This window comes from Pseudomonas koreensis (genome assembly GCF_025447595.1).
GTDB classification, from domain to species: domain Bacteria; phylum Pseudomonadota; class Gammaproteobacteria; order Pseudomonadales; family Pseudomonadaceae; genus Aquipseudomonas; species Aquipseudomonas koreensis_H.
The window spans coordinates 203,464-222,774 of the sequence record NZ_JAOEJU010000004.1 but is presented as its reverse complement, the minus strand read 5'-3'; the positions used below and the strand labels follow the sequence as shown (position 1 = coordinate 222,774).

15 protein-coding genes and 1 pseudogene are annotated in these 19,311 nt (G+C 59.0%); 11 read left to right on the top strand and 5 right to left on the bottom strand.

Annotated features, from left to right (window positions below):
• Positions 1 to 19: 19 nt before the first annotated feature.
• The 8 genes and pseudogenes from N8H71_RS08495 to N8H71_RS08460 all read left to right on the top strand — a co-directional run bounded on the left by N8H71_RS08495 (position 20) and on the right by N8H71_RS08460 (position 11,350).
• Positions 20 to 334: a DUF883 family protein gene (locus N8H71_RS08495; RefSeq protein WP_115078734.1), complete on the top strand. Its 315-nt coding sequence runs from the start codon at positions 20 to 22 to the stop codon at positions 332 to 334.
• 2 nt (positions 335 to 336) lie between these two features.
• Entirely contained in the window at positions 337 to 723 is a 387-nt protein-coding gene (locus tag N8H71_RS08490) for a phage holin family protein (protein WP_007955728.1), read from the top strand.
• A complete protein-coding gene (locus N8H71_RS08485) occupies positions 720 to 1,058 on the top strand; it encodes a hypothetical protein (RefSeq protein WP_262193624.1) in 339 nt (112 codons plus the stop codon). The genes N8H71_RS08490 and N8H71_RS08485 overlap by 4 nt, the downstream gene beginning before the upstream one ends.
• Positions 1,059 to 1,181: 123 nt before the next feature.
• Positions 1,182 to 2,345 carry an EAL domain-containing protein gene (locus tag N8H71_RS08480; RefSeq protein ID WP_262193623.1) on the top strand — a complete coding sequence of 388 codons (1,164 nt, stop codon included), beginning with the start codon at positions 1,182 to 1,184 and terminating at the stop codon, positions 2,343 to 2,345.
• A 68-nt stretch (positions 2,346 to 2,413) separates the two neighbouring features.
• Positions 2,414 to 3,742: a deoxyguanosinetriphosphate triphosphohydrolase gene (locus N8H71_RS08475; RefSeq protein WP_262193622.1), complete on the top strand. Its 1,329-nt coding sequence runs from the start codon at positions 2,414 to 2,416 to the stop codon at positions 3,740 to 3,742.
• A gap of 345 nt (positions 3,743 to 4,087) precedes the next feature.
• Complete coding sequence (locus N8H71_RS08470; protein WP_262193621.1) at positions 4,088 to 4,714, top strand: response regulator transcription factor; 627 nt, start codon at positions 4,088 to 4,090, stop codon at positions 4,712 to 4,714.
• Between the two features lie 8 nt (positions 4,715 to 4,722).
• Positions 4,723 to 8,359, top strand: a pseudogene (locus N8H71_RS08465) (transporter substrate-binding domain-containing protein).
• Between the two features lie 48 nt (positions 8,360 to 8,407).
• A complete protein-coding gene (locus tag N8H71_RS08460) occupies positions 8,408 to 11,350 on the top strand; it encodes an HD domain-containing phosphohydrolase (protein WP_262193620.1) in 2,943 nt (980 codons plus the stop codon).
• Here the strand turns inward: N8H71_RS08460 and N8H71_RS08455 are convergent, their stop codons facing one another.
• Positions 11,351 to 11,833: a GAF domain-containing protein gene (locus tag N8H71_RS08455; protein WP_262193619.1), complete on the bottom strand. Its 483-nt coding sequence runs from the start codon at positions 11,831 to 11,833 to the stop codon at positions 11,351 to 11,353. It abuts the gene before it with no gap.
• Positions 11,830 to 12,720, bottom strand: a complete 891-nt coding sequence (locus N8H71_RS08450) for an ATP-binding protein (protein ID WP_262193618.1) — start codon at positions 12,718 to 12,720, stop codon at positions 11,830 to 11,832. Before N8H71_RS08450 ends, N8H71_RS08455 begins: the two co-directional genes overlap by 4 nt.
• 166 nt (positions 12,721 to 12,886) lie before the next feature.
• Here N8H71_RS08450 and N8H71_RS08445 point away from each other — a divergent pair, with 166 nt between their 5' ends.
• Positions 12,887 to 15,208, top strand: a complete 2,322-nt coding sequence (locus N8H71_RS08445) for a hybrid sensor histidine kinase/response regulator (RefSeq protein WP_262193617.1) — start codon at positions 12,887 to 12,889, stop codon at positions 15,206 to 15,208.
• Here N8H71_RS08445 and N8H71_RS08440 read toward each other — a convergent pair.
• The 3 genes from N8H71_RS08440 to msrB form a co-directional block, all read right to left on the bottom strand.
• Positions 15,192 to 15,653, bottom strand: coding sequence for a MarR family winged helix-turn-helix transcriptional regulator (locus tag N8H71_RS08440; RefSeq protein ID WP_262193616.1), 462 nt, complete (start codon positions 15,651 to 15,653; stop codon positions 15,192 to 15,194). The two genes, N8H71_RS08445 and N8H71_RS08440, sit on opposite strands and share 17 nt — an antisense overlap.
• Positions 15,650 to 16,135, bottom strand: a complete 486-nt coding sequence (locus tag N8H71_RS08435) for a glutathione peroxidase (protein WP_011335290.1) — start codon at positions 16,133 to 16,135, stop codon at positions 15,650 to 15,652. Before N8H71_RS08435 ends, N8H71_RS08440 begins: the two co-directional genes overlap by 4 nt.
• Before the next feature lie 103 nt (positions 16,136 to 16,238).
• The gene (msrB, locus tag N8H71_RS08430; protein WP_129972559.1) at positions 16,239 to 16,634 is read right to left on the bottom strand and encodes a peptide-methionine (R)-S-oxide reductase MsrB; all 396 of its coding nucleotides are present in this window, start codon (positions 16,632 to 16,634) and stop codon (positions 16,239 to 16,241) included.
• 225 nt (positions 16,635 to 16,859) lie between these two features.
• On the opposite strand from msrB, the gene N8H71_RS08425 reads away from it, so the two are divergent.
• Both N8H71_RS08425 and htpX read left to right on the top strand, forming a co-directional pair.
• A complete protein-coding gene (locus tag N8H71_RS08425; RefSeq protein ID WP_007955711.1) occupies positions 16,860 to 18,071 on the top strand; it encodes a pyridoxal phosphate-dependent aminotransferase in 1,212 nt (403 codons plus the stop codon).
• Between the two features lie 304 nt (positions 18,072 to 18,375).
• Entirely contained in the window at positions 18,376 to 19,263 is an 888-nt protein-coding gene (gene htpX / locus N8H71_RS08420; protein WP_007955710.1) for a protease HtpX, read from the top strand.
• Positions 19,264 to 19,311: the final 48 nt, after the last annotated feature.

Below are 19,311 nucleotides of genomic sequence, written 5' to 3'. Positions count from 1 at the left end.
CCACTTACGGAGATCCCCCATGGCCAGCATCAAGGCAAAGACTGCTCAAGAAATCCTGATGAACGACTTCCAGACGCTGGTCAGCGACACTGAACGGTTGCTGGAACACACCGCCACGCTGGCCGGTGATCAGGCTGACGAGTTGCGCGAACAGATCCACGAAAGCCTGCTGCGCGCCCGTGAAACCCTTAAGCTGACCGAGGACACCCTGCGCGAGCGTGGTCAGGCTGCGGTCAACGCCACCGAGGAATATGTGTCCGCCAACCCTTGGCAATCGGTGGGCATCGCCGCCGGCGTCGGCTTTCTGATCGGCCTGCTGGCCACGCGGCGCTGATCATGTCGATCGGTGAATCCGGCCCGGACTCGGGCACCGCCTCCTCCACGCGTCGTCTGGGTGCTGCCGTTCTCGGCCTGCTGCACAGCCACGTCGAACTGTTCGGCATCGAACTGCAGGAACAGAAAGCACGTACCGTCAGCCTGTTGCTGTTCGCCGGCCTGGCGCTGGTGTTTGCGCTGCTATTGCTGGTCGGTCTGTCGACCCTCGTACTGATCGTGTTCTGGGACACCTATCGCCTGGCCGCAATCATTGGGCTGTGCGTGTTCTACACCCTGGCGGCAATCTTTTGCGCGCTGCGTCTCAAGGCCGCGATCTTCGATGAATCCTCGCCCTTCCACGGCACGCTGGAAGAACTGGCCAACGACCGGGAGCGCCTGCTGCCATGAGCCTGCCTGAACTTCCGCACAACAGCTCACGCCGGGAAATGCGCAAGGCACTGATCCGTCTGCGCATGGAAATGCATCGTCAGGAAATCCGCCACGAAACCGGCCAGGTCCTGCAGCCTCTGCAACGCATGCGTGGCATGACGCAAAACCTGCAGGGCGGTTTCGGCATCAAGCACGCGCCGTTGTGGGGCGTAGCGGCTGTGACGCTGCTGGGTTTCATCACGGGTAAAGGGGCCAAAAGCGGTGGCGTCGGCGGCTTGACCCGACTGATCCGCCTGGGTACCAGCCTCGCCCCGCTGATCAAACTGGTGATGCAGAACTCCAGCAAACGCTGACCCCTCTCATCTGGCTGCATTCTTGCAATGACAGCGGGATTGAATCACTTATCCAGAGATTCAATCCCGCTCGCCTATCCGGCCGGCAGAATTCGACCAGAACAAGAACGATAAGGAGGCCCCGTGATCGACGGGCAACCGCTCGCCTGCTTTCAACCTTTCATCGATACCGCCACCGGACGCATTGCAGGGGTCGAGGCTCTGGGTCGTCTGCGCCAGGCCGATGGCCAACTGGCGTCGGTCGGACCGCTGTTCGCCGACCCGCGTACGCCGGCCATCGCGCTGCGCAGAATGGACCGGCAGATCCGCGACAACGCGCTGAGCCGCCTGCACGAAGCACCACCGGACTGGTTTCTCAGCCTGAACATGTCACCGCGCTGGATCAGTCGTTTGCGTGCCGATCAGGCGCTGCCCAGCCTGAAACAACTCGCACGGCACGGTATAGACCCGCAACGGATCGTTTTCGAAATCACTGAACTTGGCGGAAACAGTCAGCGCCTGACCGAAGTCGTGGCGCGCTATCGCGATGCCGGTGCCCGGATCGCCATCGACGATTTCGGCGCCGGTTATTCGCAGCTTGATCGCGTGCTGGCGCTGCAACCGGACATTCTCAAACTCGACATGCGCCTGTTCCAGGCCGCCGCACTTGGCGGGCCGAGCAGTGACGTGGTCAAGGCCCTCGCGCAAATGGCCGAAAAAACCGGTTGCTGGATCATTGCAGAAGGTGTGGAAACGGCGGCGCAACTGAATTTCGCGCTGGAATGCGGATCGCGTTACGTGCAGGGTTTTCTGTTCGCTCGGGCACAGGAGGCGTTTTTCGGTACCGATGACTTCGTCGAGCGCTTTGCCGGATTGCGTCAGTCCTACGTAGATCAAAAACTGACCGAGCGTGGTAAATGGATGTCGATGCGTCGGCAACTCTGCGAACTCATGACCATTTTGCAAGCCTGGGCCCAGTCGCGCTCTCCGCTCAGTGCTTTGCCGCAGCTCGACGCGTTCCCCTGGTTGCTGCGCTTTTATCAATGCGATCGTCACGGCACCCAACTGACGCCCAATCTGGAATGGCGCAAAAGCGGATGGGTCGCCGACAATCGCTACCTGGGTCACAACTGGTCGTGGCGCCCGTACTTCTATCACCTGCTGGCCGAGGGCTGGGAGGAGCGGCGCCTGACGCTTTCCAACACCTATCGCGACGCCACCAGCAACCAGTATTGCCTGACCGCCGGCCAGTTTTTCGACAATGGTGAGCGTCTGCTGTTGATCGACATCGATGCGGCAGGATTGTAGTTACGCTTGCAGATACCAGCCTGAACCGGGAAGCTAGGGAATCAGTCACCAGACGGAGAGAATCAGCCTTGGATTGGCATACCCTGCTCAACCGCGAACGTCTCGGCAAACCGTTGCACAGCCCGCAGGAACTTGGCCGCAGCCCGTTCCACAAAGACCATGACCGCATCATTTTCTCCGGCGCCTTCCGCCGCCTGGGGCGCAAGACCCAGGTGCATCCGGTATCGAGCAACGACCACATTCACACGCGCCTGACCCACTCGCTGGAAGTCAGCTGCGTCGGTCGCTCGCTGGGCATGCGTGTCGGTGAAACCTTGCGCCGTGCGTTGCCCGAATGGTGCGAACCCAGCGATCTGGGCATGGTGGTTCAGTCAGCCTGTCTGGCACACGACATCGGTAACCCGCCGTTCGGCCACTCCGGCGAAGACGCGATTCGCCACTGGTTCCAGCAAGCGGCCGGGCGCGGCTGGCTGGATGCGATGAGCGAAGCCGAGCGTGGCGACTTTTTGAATTTCGAAGGCAATGCCCAGGGCTTCCGGGTGCTGACGCAACTGGAGTATCACCAGTTCGACGGCGGAACCCGACTGACCTACGCCACCCTCGGCACTTATCTGAAGTACCCGTGGACCGCGCGTCACGCCGACTCCCTTGGTTACAAGAAACACAAATTCGGCTGCTATCAGAGTGAGCTGCCGATACTGGAACAGATCGCCCACAAACTCGGTCTTCCTCAACTCGAAGAGCAGCGCTGGGCACGTCATCCGCTGGTGTATCTGATGGAAGCTGCGGACGACATCTGCTATGCGCTGATCGATCTGGAAGACGGCCTTGAAATGGAGCTGCTGGAATACGCCGAAGTCGAATCCCTGCTGCTCGGCCTGGTCGGAGACGACCTGCCGGAAACCTACCGCCAGCTCGGCCCGCAGGATTCGCGCCGACGCAAACTGGCAATTCTTCGCGGCAAGGCCATCGAACACCTGACCAACGCCGCTGCCCGCGCATTCGTCGAACAACAGGATGCGCTGCTGGCCGGTACGCTGCCGGGGGATCTGGTCGAGCACATGCATGGCCCGGCCAAACGTTGCGTACTGAACGCCAAGGACATTGCCCGCAAGAAGATTTTTCAGGACAAGCGCAAGACCCTGCATGAGATCGGCGCCTACACGACGCTGGAGATTCTGCTTAACGCCTTTTGTGGTGCCGCCCTGGAACAACACAATGGCCGCACGCCGTCCTTCAAGAGCCGCCGGATCCTTGATTTGCTGGGGAACAATGCACCGGATCCGCACGGCCCCTTGCACACTTCGTTCCTGCGCATGATCGATTTCATCGCCGGCATGACCGACAGCTACGCCAGTGACATGGCACTGGAAATGACGGGGCGCTCCAGCCACTGAAATTCGCTGCCCGAGCGATTCGTGCCGAATCGCTCGGGCAGACACGCTGGCAACGTACATTTAAATTCTTCTTCATATTCATGCTGGTGCAGGATAAACCTGAAACAACGAATCCCTTTCTACTCTTTAAACGCGCAGTTTTTCGTCTACAGAAAAAACCCAGACGATAAACATTTCGAACTTCTCACTCATCTACCTACGCCAAACCTAGTTCATACGTAGTCTGATTCCTCATTACTTGTAGGACTTATCCTAGATTGCCGCTGAACCCCAGTCAGTTCATGCGAGTGCACATTCATCTGAGCTAATGTGCGCCCTTTATTTGTGCTCGTATGGGACTTGATTATGAACTCCGTTTTTATTGTCGACGATCACCCGGTCATTCGCCTTGCCGTTCGAATGTTGCTGGAACATGAGGGTTACAGGGTCGTCGGAGAAACCGATAACGGTGTCGATGCCATGCAGATGGTTCGCGAATGCATGCCCGATCTCATCATTCTCGATATCAGCATTCCCAAGCTTGACGGCCTGGAGGTTCTGGCCCGCTTCAACGCCATGAGTTCGCCATTCAAGACCCTGGTCCTCACTGCTCAATGCCCCACTCTGTTCGGCATTCGCTGCATGCAATCGGGCGCATCGGGTTATGTGTGCAAGCAGGAGGATCTGAGCGAACTTGTCAGTGCAATCAAAGCCGTACTTTCCGGCTATAACTATTTCCCCAGCCAAGCCTTGAACCCTGTCCGCAATGATGATGGGCGCTATGCAGAACTGGAACTATTCAAATCCGTCAATGATCGGGAATTGATGGTGCTGCAGTTATTCGCCCAAGGCCGTACAAACAAGGAAATAGCCAAAGGCATGTTCCTCAGCAATAAAACCGTCAGTACTTATAAAAAACGCCTGATGCAAAAATTAAAAGCCAAGTCTCTTGTAGAACTTATCGAAATGGCCAAACGCAACGCACTCGTGTGAGAGTCAACATGCCCAGCCGTTTAATGAGTTTTCTGATTGCATTGAGTGCATGCCTGGTTTTGTGCACCTCTGCAACGGTCGCGTCCCCCGTCTCGCAAGACTTTTCCGTACTAGGTCGCTCGGCAGACAGATCAGTGTCAGTGGAGCTTGATCCATCACAAACAGCATGGGTGCACACTCGCAATGAGTTGATTCTGGGTACATCCGCGCCCGACTACCCACCCTTTGACATGACGACCAGCGGCCAGGATTACGAAGGTTTCACGGCGGATTACGCCGTACTCATCGGCCAGGCGGTGGGACTGCCGATCAGAGTCAAACGTTTCGCCTCGCGGGATGCCGCCATACGGGCGTTGATCGAGTGCAACATCGACATGCTCGGTACGGCCAATGGGTTCGAAGCGGAAAACGCCAATATCCTGCTTTCCAGGTCTTACGCCATCGATCAACCGGTCCTTGTGGCACGCGAAGGCGAAACCCGTTCTTTGACTGAAGGTCTGGCAGGCCTGCGTCTGAGCATGCTGTATCACTACTTGCCGCTGGACGAGGTCAAGGCGATGTATCCCAAAGCCCTGATCACTTCCTATCCCTCCTACCAGAATGCAATCAACGCAGTGGCATTCGATCAGGCGGATGTGTTTCTCGGCGACAGCATCTCCACCCATTACATGATCAGCAAGGGTTACCTGAACAACATACGCATGGCCAATTTCGGCAAGCATGAAGCCCACGGCTTCAGCTTCGCCGTGCATCGTAACGATCCGCAACTGCTCGCCGTCATCAACACAGTCCTGCAGGCCATTCCGGGCAGCGAGCGCGACAACATCGCCAAACGCTGGAGCGCCGGCAGCGACACACTGCTGACCGATCAAAAGTTGCAACTGACCCGGCGGGAAGAACAGTGGCTGAAAAAACACCCGGTGGTGAGCGTGGTGGTCAACGAGGCTTTCGCGCCTCTGACTTTCTTTGACAGTAACGGCAATTTTCGCGGCATCAGCGCCGATCTGCTCGAACTGATCCGCTTGCGTACCGGCCTGCGCTTCGAAATCCATCGCAGCCGCAGCGATGCCGAGATGATAAAACAGGTTGAAAACAATCAGGCTGACCTGATCGCAGCCCTGCTCCCTACCACCCAACGTCAGGAAACGCTGAGTTTCAGCCGCCCCTACCTGGAAAATTCTTACGTCCTGTTGACCAGAAAGACCGCTGATAGCCCGACGCACCTTGGCCAATTGAAGCGCAAGCGGCTGGCGATCGCTCAGGGCAATCCCATGATCGAATATTTGCGGAGCGAGTTTCCGCGCATCCAGTTGGTCGAAACGCCGGACACCTTCAGTGCAGTCGCGCTGCTTGACGAAGGTCAGGTCGAAGGCGCTGTGAATTCTCTGGTCATCGCGAACTACTTCATTTCGTCGAAAATCTTCGAACACCCGTTGCAGATCACCACCACCATTGGCACCCGACAAGCGGCCTTTTCTCTGGCGACGTCCCGGGACAACACGGAGCTGGGTTCGATCATCAACAAGACGCTGATGAGTATCACGCCTGAAGAGCTGGGCATCATCAATGGTCGCTGGCGGGGCTACTCAAATGTCTCGCAAGGGGCCTGGCATCAATATCAACGTTTTTTCTACCAGCTGATCGGTGGAGCCTGTCTGCTGTTGGTGCTGTCGCTGCTGTGGAATGCCTACACATGATCAAGCAGCGCAAATCGGCCGAACGGGCATTGAACGACCAGCTGGAGTTCATGCGTTCACTGGTCAACGGAACGCCCCATCCCATTTATGTACGGGACCGGCAGGGTCTGCTGCAAAGCTGCAATGACAGTTACCTTGAGGTATTCGATGCCAGGCGCGAAGACGTCATTGGTAAAAGCGTCATGCAAGGTGCGTTGAACAACGCTTTCGAGGCGCAGGCCTATCAGGCCGACTACCAGCGGGTAGTGGCCGAAGGAAAGCCGCTCGTGCTCGACCGGCCGCTGCATATCGGCAACCGGCGACTGACGATTTATCACTGGATTCTGCCGTACCGGGATTCCAGTGGCGAAGTACGTGGAATCATCGGTGGCTGGATCGACATCAGCGAACGCCGTGAGCTGTTCGACGAACTTCATGCTGCCAAGGAGCGGGCAGACGATGCCAATCGGGCCAAGAGCACTTTTCTGGCGACCATGAGTCACGAAATCCGCACGCCGATGAACGCCGTGATCGGCATGCTCGAACTCACACTCAAGCGTATGGATCACACTTACCCGGATCGTTCCGGCATAGAAACGGCCTACCATTCGGCCAAGGATCTGCTTGGCCTGATCGGCGACATACTGGACATCGCGCGCATCGAGTCCGGACGACTGAGCCTGAGTCCCGAACGGATCAATCTGGTCGACACCGTTGGCTCGGTGGTCAGAATCTTCGAAGGTCTGGCCCGACAGAAAAGCCTTTCATTGGTGGTGACGGTCTCTCCACCCGAACTGAACATCGATGTGCACCTTGACCCCCTGCGCTTTAAACAGGTGCTCTCGAATCTGATCAGCAATGCCATCAAGTTTACCGACGCGGGGCACATCAGGATCGCGCTTGACGTTCAGCCCACGGATGACCCCGAATGCTCGCTGGTGCAGCTGACCGTACAGGACAGCGGAATTGGCATCTCGACACAGGATCAGCTACGTCTGTTCGAACCTTTCGCCCAGGCCGGCAACGGTGGCCAACGAACGATCAGTGGCGCAGGGCTTGGCCTGGTCATCAGTCGCAACCTGTGCGAAATGATGGGGGAAAACTGCGATTGAGCAGCCTTTGCGGGATCGGCACGCAGGTCAGTGTCTCGCTGCCGCTTGCCACCTTGCCCGCACAAGTAGCGCTAACTGAAAACGAACCGCAAATTCAGGTTTCGCTCAATCCGCTGATGGTACTGGTAGTGGACGATCATCCGGCCAATCGCCTGCTGATGTGTCAGCAACTGGAGTACCTGGGGCATCGGTTCTGCATCGCCGAAGATGGCCGACAAGGACTTGAACAGTGGAAAAACGGTGCTTTCGATCTGGTCATTGCCGATTGCAACATGCCCCTCATGAACGGTTACGAGCTGACCCGAGCGATTCGCCAACATGAAAAAATCACTCGTCGCCCGGCCTGTACAGTCCTGGGGTTCACCGCCAATGCTCAGCCGGAGGAGATCTTGCGATGCAAACAGTCGGGCATGAACGAATGCCTGTTCAAACCTCTGAGTCTGAGCGTCCTGAGTCGATGGATAGACAGCGTCAAACCGTTGTTCCGCACCCCGGCTTTCAACCTTCAGGGGCTGACGCTGCTCACCGGCGGGAACCCTGCCCAGGCTCGGCGTCTGCTGGCGGAATTGCTCAACAGCAGCCGATCTGACCGGCAGCAACTGCAGACACTTTCAGGTGCGCGCGATCACTCTGCGCTGGCCGGGATCGCTCACAAGATCATAGGTGCCGCACGCATTGCCCAGGCTTCGCGCCTGATCGACAGTTGCGAAGCACTTGAGCAGGCCTGTCTGCAGGCGTTGCCGGAGGATGAAATCGAACGTCGTTGCACGGCCAGCTGTCTCGCCATCATCGAACTGGAGCAGGCACTGGAGCAGCAACTGGCGCAGAGCGACCAAAGCAAAATGACCGGAGCTTAACTATGCTTGGACGCTGAGCAGTGTGCTTACCTACACGGAGAGTCCGCAATGCCCAGCCCACTGCGCCCGGATCAACGCAGGTTTCCGCTGCATGTGCACATCAGCGTCATGTTTACCTTTCTGTTGTTGCTCACCGGGGTAGTGCTGGGATTGTTCAACTACCGGCAGACCACACAGATCATCCTCTCGAGCAGCGAAAAGCTGTTCAACCGTATAGAGCAGGATATTCGCCTGGATCTGCAATCCACCTATGCACCGATCCGGCATTTGCTTGGCCTGCTGACACACAACCCGGCCACCCATGCCTTGCGCCTTGAACAGCGTCTGGCACTGCTTGAGCCGTTCAGTCAGTCCCTGACGGACAATCCGGATCTGGCTTCGCTGTACCTGGGCTATGGCAACGGCGATTTCTTCATGGTGCGTCCGTTGCGCACACCGTCGCTGAAAAGCCTGCTCAATGCGCCGGACGCAGCGGCGTATCAGGTCTGGAGCATCGAGCATGACGCCAGTGGACTGGCGCATTCACAGTCGCTGTTCTTCGATCAGGCACTCTCCCCGATCGGCCGCCAGGACAACCCCGGCGATCCTTACGACCCCCGCAGCCGGGCCTGGTACATAAATGCGAAGCAGCAAGGCGAGCAGATCACCACCGAGCCTTATGTATTTTTCTCCACCCATAATGTCGGCACGACTCTGGCCCGCCGAATCGGCGAAAACGCTGTCATCGCCGCCGACCTTACCCTGGACACGCTGTCGGCGACGCTGATCAAACACGTAGTGACTCCGGCCACGGAAATCGTCCTGTTCGATGCCGACGGTAACGCCGTCGCCTATCCCGACAGTCGCCGGCTGATCGTCGATGACCGAACGGCTCGTCTGGCCAAGGCCGCCGATCTGAGCCCAGGTCTGCATGCCTTGTTGTCAGGACATCAAGGTAATCGGCTCAAGGCCGACGGTCGGCAATGGATTGTCGCCCGCAGCCACTTACAGGAAGGCGGACCGAAAGGCTTGCAAATGGCGTTGCTGGTGCCGGAGGACGAGTTGCTGGCCGATGCCTATCGCATACGCTGGCAAGGTGCGCTGATTACGCTGGCCACCCTGCTGCTTTGCCTGCCATTGGGCTGGCTGATCTCGCGAGTTCTGGTCAAACCACTGCATGCTCTGGTCAAGGAAGCCGATGCGATCCGCAGTTTCGACTTCAACTTCCCGGTGACCCGTCGATCCCTGGTGCTGGAGGTGGACCAACTGAGCCTTTCGATGGCCCGCATGAAAGATACCCTCGCCAGTTTTTTCCGCATCACTGATAGCCTCACCGCCGAAACCCGCTTCGCGCCGCTGCTGCAACGGGTACTGTTCGAAACGGTGCAGATCGCACAGGCCCAGGCAGGATTGATCTATTTGCGCGAGAACGATGGCAATCGCATGGAGCCCTGTGGGCTGGTGATCGATGGAACATCACAAACGCTGGCCGCGTTTGAAATTCAGGATCGCGGTATCGATGTCTCACAGAATCCTGAATGGTTTCGGAAACTGGAAAACGCCGACACCGTCGTGAGCAATCTCGGCTTCGAAGAGGCCAGCGATTTACAGAAAGTGCTGCTGGCACTGGACTCGCCACGGGTACATTTGATCGGTATACGCCTGCATAACCGTCACAACGAGACCGTCGGTTTGCTGGTCTTGCTCATCAATGACAGCGGTACTGCGGCCGACCTGGAAAAACTCCGCCCAGATCGCATTGCGTTCCTGCAGGCGGTGTCCGGCGCGGCAGCAGTGAGTATCGAAAGCCAGCGTCTGCAAGCCCGACAGAAACAACTGATGGATGCATTCATTCAACTCCTGGCCGGCGCCATCGACGCCAAAAGCCCCTATACCGGCGGGCATTGCCAACGAGTGCCGGAGCTGGCCCTGATGCTCGCCCATGCGGCGGCGGCCAGCCAGGCCCCGGCTTTTCGCGACTACCAGCCGAACGAGGATGAATGGGAGGCCTTGCACATCGCTGCGTGGCTGCACGATTGCGGCAAGGTCACGACACCGGAATATGTGGTCGACAAGGCCACCAAACTGGAAACCCTGAACGATCGTCTCCACGAAATCCGCACCCGCTTCGAGGTGCTCAAACGCGACGCCTGGATCAACTACTGGCAAGCCTTGGCGATGGGCGGTGACGAGGTACAACTTGCCAAGCTGCGCGATGTGACACTCACAGACCTGGACGATGACTTCGCGTTTGTCGCCCGCTGCAATCTGGGCTCAGAAGCGATGGCGGAGGCGGACCTAAAACGTCTGCAAGACATCGCGCAGCGCACCTGGGTGCGCACACTGGATGATCGACTGGGCCTGTCATGGGAAGAGAACCGGCGTCAGGCAAAGACTCCGGCACCGACCTTGCCGGTCAGCGAGCCGCTGCTGGCCGACAAGCCCGAACATCTGCTCGAACGCGCCGATGGGGAGCTGATTCCCGAAGACAATCCATGGGGTTTCAAGCTTGACGTTCCGCACTACAAATACAATCGCGGCGAACTGTACAACCTCAGCATCCCTCGCGGCACTCTTACCCGGGAGGAGCGATACATCATCAACCATCACATTGTGCAGACGATCCTGATGCTCAGTCATCTGCCCTTCCCCGAACACCTGAAAAGCATTGCGGAAATTGCCGGCGGGCATCATGAAAAGATGGACGGCACCGGTTACCCCAAGCGTCTGAAACGCGATGAAATGAGCTTGCCGGCGCGGATGATGGCAATTGCCGACATTTTCGAAGCGCTGACCGCCGCCGACCGCCCGTACAAGAAGGCCAAGACCCTGAGCGAAGCCTTGGGAATCATGTCGGCCATGTGTCGTGAGTCGCACATTGACGCCGAGCTGTTCGGCCTGTTCATACGCGATGGCGTGTATATGCAGTACGCCACACGGTTTCTCGATCCACGGCAGATCGATGCCGTGGACCCGGCGGCCGTGCTGTTCAAGGCAGGCCTTACAGCGTGATCAGCACTCGGTCAGGCGCAGGAAGATCGCCGCCAGTTGTTCGATCCCGGCCTGATCGTCGGCACCGAAACGCGCGAGCTTCGGGCTGTCGAGGTCGAGCACGCCGATCAGGCGACCATCCTTGACCAACGGCACGACCAGTTCGCTGTTCGACGCGCTGTCGCAGGCGATGTGACCGGGGAACGCATGAACGTCTTCGACCCGCTGCGTCTGCAGGCTGGCCGCCGCCGCGCCGCACACACCGCGACCGAACGGAATGCGCACGCAGGCGATCTGGCCCTGGAACGGGCCGAGCACCAGCTCCTCGTTGCGATTGAGGTAGAAACCGGCCCAGTTCAGATCATCGAGCTGGTTGAACAGGAACGCCGAAAATTGTGCGGCGTTGGCGATGAAATCGCGCTCATCCGCCAGCAGCGACTCCAGTTGTGCGGCCAACATGCCATAGCCTTCGAGGCCCTGGCCGCTCTGTTGCAAATCAATCATGCCTTGTGCTCCAGCAATTTCAGTCCCACCCAGTAACGGGCGAATTGGTACGCGCAACGTCCGTTGCGGTTGCCGCGCCCGGTTGCCCAGCGCACGGCGAGAATGTCCAGTTGTTCGTCGCGCTCCCAGCTCAGGCCGGCCTTGGCAGCCAACTGGCCGATCCAGTGCTCGACGACGTTGAGGAAATGTTCCTGGGTAAACGGATAGAACGACAGCCACAGGCCAAAACGATCCGACAGCGCGATCTTGTCTTCCACCGCTTCGCTCGGATGCAGTTCGCCATCGACACGCTTCCAGTTTTCGTTGTCACTTTCCTTTTCCGGCACCAGATGACGGCGGTTGGAGGTGGCGTACAGCAACACGTTATCCGGCGCCTGTTCGAGCGAACCGTCCAATACGCTTTTCAGCACGCGGTAGTCGCCTTCGCCGGACTCGAACGACAGGTCATCACAGAACAGCACAAAGCGCTGCGGCAGCTTGGCGATCTGCTCTACCACCCGTGGCAGATCCGCCAGGTGATCGCGCTCGATTTCGATCAGACGCAAACCGGCCTTGGCGTGTTCGGCCAGCAGCGCCCGCACCAGCGACGATTTGCCAGTGCCGCGCGAACCCCACAGCAACGCATGGTTGGCCGGCATGCCGTCGAGAAACTGCTGAGTGTTGCGGCCCAGTTGCTCCAGTTGCCGATCGACACCGATCAGGTCCGACAAGCGCATGTCGAGGCTGACTTCCAGCGGCAGCAAATAACCGCTGCGACCGTCGCGTTGCCAGCGTGCGGCCAGGCAGGTATTCCAGTCGATAACCGGGCGCGGCGCCGGCAGCAACGGCTCGATCCGGGCCAGAACCGACTCGGCGCGCTCAAGAAAAGCATTCAATCGGGAATCCACGTCTTCTCCTCGGGCTCGTTCACAGTGATGATGGCGGTGCAGCGATGACAGACAGCGTTCGAAACCTGTCCCGGCCCTTGTTACAAGGCGATTCGGGAACTCCGGAATCCGTGCATGATCGACTATGCTTGAGCAGCGAAGGGAAACGGAAGTGGTTCAACACCCCATGGATATCAAATTCACCCACCGGCTGTCGTACAAACAGGCCCGGCTTACCGTGCTGGTCGGGTTCATTCTGGGTACGCTGCTCAGCCTGCTGCAAATCGGCATCGATTATGCCAGTGAAGACGCGTCCATCAACCGTGAAATCCTGTCTTTGCTGGAAATCAGCCATAACCCGGCTTCGCGCATCGCCTACAACATCGATGCCGAACTGGCTCAGGAACTCACGTTGGGCCTGCTGCGGTCACCGGCGATCATCTCCGCTCAGTTGACCGACAACAATGCAACGGTGCTGGCCAGCGTCAAGCGGCCGGAGTTGCAAAGCGGCTACCGGATGATCAGCGACTTCCTGTTCGGCGCCAAACGCCAGTTCGAAGACCGCCTCTATCTCGATCACCTGCCCAACGAATCCCTCGGCACACTGAGCCTGGAAGTCGATACCTACGCGTTCGGCAGCCGGTTCCTGCGGCGGGCCGAAGTCACGCTGCTCAACGGTTTCGCCCGCAGCCTGATTCTCACCGGGATCCTGCTCGCGCTGTTCTACGTGATGCTGACCAAGCCGCTGGTGCGGGTAATCCGCGAACTGAGCGGTCGCGACCCGCGCAGTGCCGAACCGACTACTCTGGAATGCCCGGCCGGGCATGCCAATGACGAGATCGGCGTTCTGGTCAAGGTTGCCAACCAGCAGTTCCAGAACATCGCCACGGAAATCCAGCAGCGGCGCAACGCGGAAAACCGCCTCACCGACTACCTCGCGCAACTCGAGGACATCGTCTCGGCACGTACCGCAGAGCTCAAAGCCATCAATACTCGACTCAGCCAGTCCAACCAGGAACTGGAAGTGGCCCGTAGCACGGCACTGGACATGGCCGAGGCACGTTCGGCATTTCTTGCCAACATGAGCCACGAGATCCGCACCCCGCTTAACGGCCTGTTGGGGATGATCGCACTGTCGCTCGACGGCCCGCTCAACGCCGAACAACAGCAGCAACTGTCCATTGCCCACGACTCGGGCAAGGTCTTGGTGGAGTTGCTGAACGACATTCTCGACCTGTCGAAATTCGACGCCGGGCAACTCGAGCTCGAACACATACCCTTCGATCTCGGCTCGCTGATCGAAGACACCGCCAACCTGCTGTCGCAGAACGCGGCGCCGAGCGTCGAGCTGACTTGCCTGATCGATCCGTACTTCCCGGCGCTGGTACTCGGGGATCCGACCCGGGTCAGGCAGATCGTCAGCAACCTGTTATCCAATGCGCTGAAATTCACCCGCTTCGGTCGGGTCGATGTGCGGTTGTCCACCTGGAAGGACGGGGTTCGCATTGAAGTCTGCGATACCGGAATAGGTATCGCGCGCGAAGCGCAGGTGAAGATTTTCCAGCCGTTCACCCAGGCCGGTGCCGGCATCACCCGACAATATGGCGGCACCGGGCTGGGCCTGGCATTGACGTATAACTTGTGCGAAGCCATGCAGGGACGACTTACGATCAGTTCGGAAGTGGGATTCGGCAGTCAGTTTTGCGCAGATCTGCCACTGCCCTGCCATACTCGCGCCGTGATTCCGCCGCCGCTACGCGGCAACGTGCTGGCCATCACCTCTGCGGTCAGCGGTCTGGCGGAGTTGCTGGAAAGTCTGGTTCCGGTCTGGGGGCTGTCGTATCAGCAACGCACGCTCGACGATTCACTGCTCGGCCTGGCTCCGGATGTCATCATTACCGATTGCCCTGAATGCCTGTTCGGCCTGCGCCCGGCCATGACCGCACCGATTCTGCTTGTGACCGCCTACGGCAGCTTCATGCCCGGGGAAGAAGCCACGGCCCTTGCTCCGTTGCAACAACAGGCTCGACCGCTGGCGCGCAATGCGCTGTATCAGAACCTGCGCAGAACGCTGCATCCGGACGTCATCACAATCGACAGCACACGCCTGGAGAGCGCACCGTCTCAACGCCGCGGACGAGTGCTGCTGGTGGAGGACAACCCGGTCAACCAACTGGTGGCCAAAGGAATGCTTGCCAAGCTCGGCTGCGAAGTCGTGGTCGCCTCCCATGGCGCCGAGGCCCTGGATCAGCTGGAACACGCCGAATTCGATCTGGTACTGATGGACTGCAACATGCCCGTGATGGACGGTTACGAGGCCAGCCGCCAGATTCGCCAGAGCGGACGATGGCCGCACCTGCCGATTGTCGCCCTGACCGCCAACGCCATGTCCGAAGAACGCGAACGCTGCAGGGCAGCGGGCATGAGCGACTATCTGGCCAAACCGTTTCGCCGTGAAGAGCTGGCGGCCCTGCTGGACCAGTGGATTCCTACTATGACAGCGCTTTGATCTGCCCCAGCAAGTGATCGAGCCCCTCACGCAGCTCATTGAGCCGATCCAGATCCACCCCGCTGTCGCACAACAGCCGCGCCTTCAACGGCCCGACCTGTTCACGCAGCGCCTGCCCCTGCGGCGTGAGGCTCAGATGAACCTCGCGCTCATCCCGGGCCGAGCGCTGACGCTGGACCAGTTGCAGTTGCTCCAGACGCTTGAGCAACGGCGTCAGCGTGCCGGAATCCAGTGCCAGACGCTCGCCCAGCGCCTTGACCGTCGGCTGCTCCGGCGCGGCTTGCTGCCATTCCCACAACACCAGCATCGCCAGGTATTGCGGGTAGGTCAGGCCGAGCTGGTCAAGCATCGGCTTGTAGGCACGGATTACCGCCCGCGACGCGGCATACAACTTGAAGCACAACTGACTGTCGAGCTTCAGCGAATCGGCGGACAGGCTGTTCATTTGAGCAGGGCTTCGATCTCGCGACTCAGATCCTGCGGCTTGGTGGCCGGGGCGAAGCGCTTGACCAACTGGCCGTCCTTGCCGATCAGAAACTTGGTGAAGTTCCATTTGATGCCCTGGGAGCCCAGCACGCCCGGTGCGCGTTTCTTCAACTGCACGAACAGCGGATGGGCGCCGGTACCGTTGACTTCGATTTTCTTGAACAGCGGAAAGCTGACACCGTAGTTCAGCTCGCAGAACTCGCTGATGGCGCCCTCATTGCCCGGCTCCTGCTTGCCGAACTGATTGCACGGGAAGCCCAGCACCACCAGACCCTGATCCTTGTAGGTCTGCCACAGTTCCTCAAGGCCTTTGTACTGCGGCGTGAAACCGCACTTGCTGGCGGTATTGACCACCAGCACCGCCTTGCCGGCGAAATCGGCGAGGGTCTTCTGCTCGCCCTTGATGGTGGTGCACGGGATGTTCAGGAGGTTGTCGCTCATGGTGCGCACTCTTGTGAAAATGGATAGATGGCAAAAGTAGCGAGCAATTGAATTGTGTGCAATTTAATTATTCGAAAGGCGACCCGTGGATCGCCCGTATCGGTTACTCGCGCGGCACCAGGTCCAGGCACACCGAGTTGATGCAGTAACGCAGGCCGGTCGGCGGCGGGCCGTCGGGGAAGACGTGGCCCAGGTGCGCATCGCACTTGGCGCATTTCACTTCGGTGCGGATCATGCCGTGGCTGGTGTCACGGATTTCAGTCATGGCGCTCTCGCCAATTGGCGCATAGAAGCTTGGCCAGCCACAACCGGAGTCGAATTTGGTCTTGGAATCAAACAGCGGCTCGTTGCAGCAGACGCAGTGGTAAACGCCATCGGTCTTGGTGCCGTTGTATTTACCGGAAAACGGTCGCTCGGTAGCACTGAGACGGCACACGTTGTATTGCTCGGGGTCGAGCATCGCCCGCCATTCTTCCAGGGTCTTTTCAATCTTTTCCATCATCACACCTCAGCGGCTGAAAAAGCCCGATCTGTACCTTTTCCACGGATCGGGCGGCACGTATGATTGCGCCTCGTCACACGCCAGTCTGGCAGCGGGTTCCTGCGCATTCAAACGGATTGTTGGAAACCGCCGCTCGAGACACTTGCCTGTGTGAAGACGCAGGATTCCCAGCACGGTTGTCCACTCGCCGCCTGGATCGTTCATTTTCGGGATCACATCGCCATGCAGTTCAGCAAATCGAACAAGCTCGCCAACGTCTGCTATGACATTCGCGGCCCGGTGCTCAAGCACGCCAAACGCTTGGAAGAGGAAGGCCATCGCATCCTCAAGCTGAACATCGGCAACCCGGCGCCCTTTGGTTTCGAAGCGCCGGACGAAATTCTCCAGGACGTGATCCGCAACCTGCCGACCGCCCAGGGTTACAGCGATTCCAAAGGCCTGTTCAGCGCGCGCAAGGCGGTGATGCAGTACTACCAGCAGAAGCAGGTCGAAGGTGTCGGCATCGAAGACATCTACCTGGGTAACGGCGTGTCCGAGCTGATCGTGATGTCGCTGCAGGCGCTGCTCAACAACGGCGACGAAGTGCTGGTGCCGGCGCCCGACTATCCGCTGTGGACTGCGGCCGTGAGCCTGGCCGGCGGCAACGCGGTGCATTACCTGTGCGACGAAGGTGCCGACTGGTTCCCGGACCTGGCCGACATCAAGGCCAAGATCACCCCGAACACCAAGGCGATGGTGATCATCAACCCGAACAACCCGACCGGCGCGGTGTATTCGAAGGAAGTACTGCTGGGCATGCTGGAACTGGCCCGTCAGCACAACCTGGTGGTGTTCTCCGACGAAATCTACGACAAGATCCTCTACGACGACGCCGTGCACATCTGCACCGCTTCGCTGGCCCCGGACCTGCTGTGCCTGACCTTCAACGGTCTATCGAAATCGTATCGCGTGGCCGGTTTCCGTTCCGGCTGGATCGCGATTTCCGGGCCGAAACACAACGCCCATAGCTATATCGAAGGCATCGACATGCTGGCGAACATGCGTCTGTGTGCCAACGTACCGAGCCAGCACGCGATCCAGACCGCTCTGGGCGGCTATCAGAGCATCAACGATCTGGTTCTGCCGCAAGGTCGCCTGCTGGAACAGCGCAACCGCACCTGGGAGTTGCTCAACGACATTCCCGGCGTGAGCTGCGTGAAGCCGATGGGCGCGCTGTACGCGTTCCCGAAAATCGACCCGAAAGTCTGCCCGATCCACAACGACGAGAAATTCGTGCTCGATCTGCTGCTCTCCGAGAAGCTGCTGGTGGTGCAAGGCACGGCGTTCAACTGGCCGTGGCCTGACCACTTCCGCGTGGTCACCCTGCCGCGCGTCGATGACCTGGACATGGCCATCGGTCGTATCGGCAACTTCCTCAAGTCCTACCGCCAGTAACCGGCGCTCAGTGCGCAACGGCCCGAACGTTGCGCACTGTCTGATTCAGCAACACTTCTGCTCAGCCCCTCCTCCAGCACCTTCTACACTTGCGATTCATACGGATCACGCACGCCTGAGGCAACAGCCGTGGGCAGCGTGTACCTGTCATCCCAATCGTCTTCGCGAGTGGGAAATATCTCTTACCCGCGCGAATCCGGTGTAGGACACAGTTTGAAATAGTCACTCGGTTGAATCGCCCGGTGCCGCACCTTATATACCCCGCAGAACGCTACAACTTTAGCTTGAGGAGATTTCTACAACCATGATGCGCATCCTGCTGTTTTTGGCCACTAACCTGGCGGTCGTGCTGATAGCCAGCATCACCCTGAGCCTTTTCGGCTTCAACGGGTTCATGGCGGCCAACGGGGTTGATCTCAACCTCAGTCAGCTGCTGGTCTTCTGTGCAGTCTTTGGTTTCGCCGGTTCCCTGTTCTCGCTGTTCATCTCCAAGTGGATGGCGAAGATGAGCACCAGCACCCAGATCATTACCCAGCCGCGCACTCGCCACGAGCAATGGCTGCTGCAAACCGTCGAGCAACTGTCCCGTGAGGCCGGGATCAAGATGCCCGAAGTCGGGATTTTCCCGGCCTATGAAGCAAACGCCTTCGCCACTGGCTGGAACAAGAACGACGCGCTGGTCGCGGTCAGCCAGGGCTTGCTGGAACGCTTTAAAGAAGACGAAGTGAGAGCCGTGCTGGCCCACGAGATCGGTCACGTGGCCAACGGCGACATGGTCACTCTCGCGCTGATCCAGGGCGTGGTGAACACCTTCGTGATGTTCTTTGCGCGGATCATCGGCAACTTCGTCGACAAGGTGATTTTCAAGAACGAAGAAGGCCAAGGCATGGCCTACTACATCGCGACCATTTTCGCCGAACTGGTGCTGGGCATTCTGGCCAGCGCGATCGTGATGTGGTTCTCGCGTAAACGCGAGTTCCGTGCCGACGATGCCGGTGCCCGCCTGGCCGGTACGGGCGCAATGATCAACGCCTTGCAACGCCTGCGCGCCGAACAGGGCCTGCCGGTTCACATGCCTGACACCCTGAACGCCTTCGGCATCAACGGTGGCATCAAACAAGGGTTCGCCCGCATGTTCATGAGCCACCCGCCGCTGGAAGAGCGTATCGACGCCCTGCGTCGTCGCGGTTGACCAAACCGGCGCACCAACGAAAAGGCCCGCAGTGATGCGGGCCTTTTT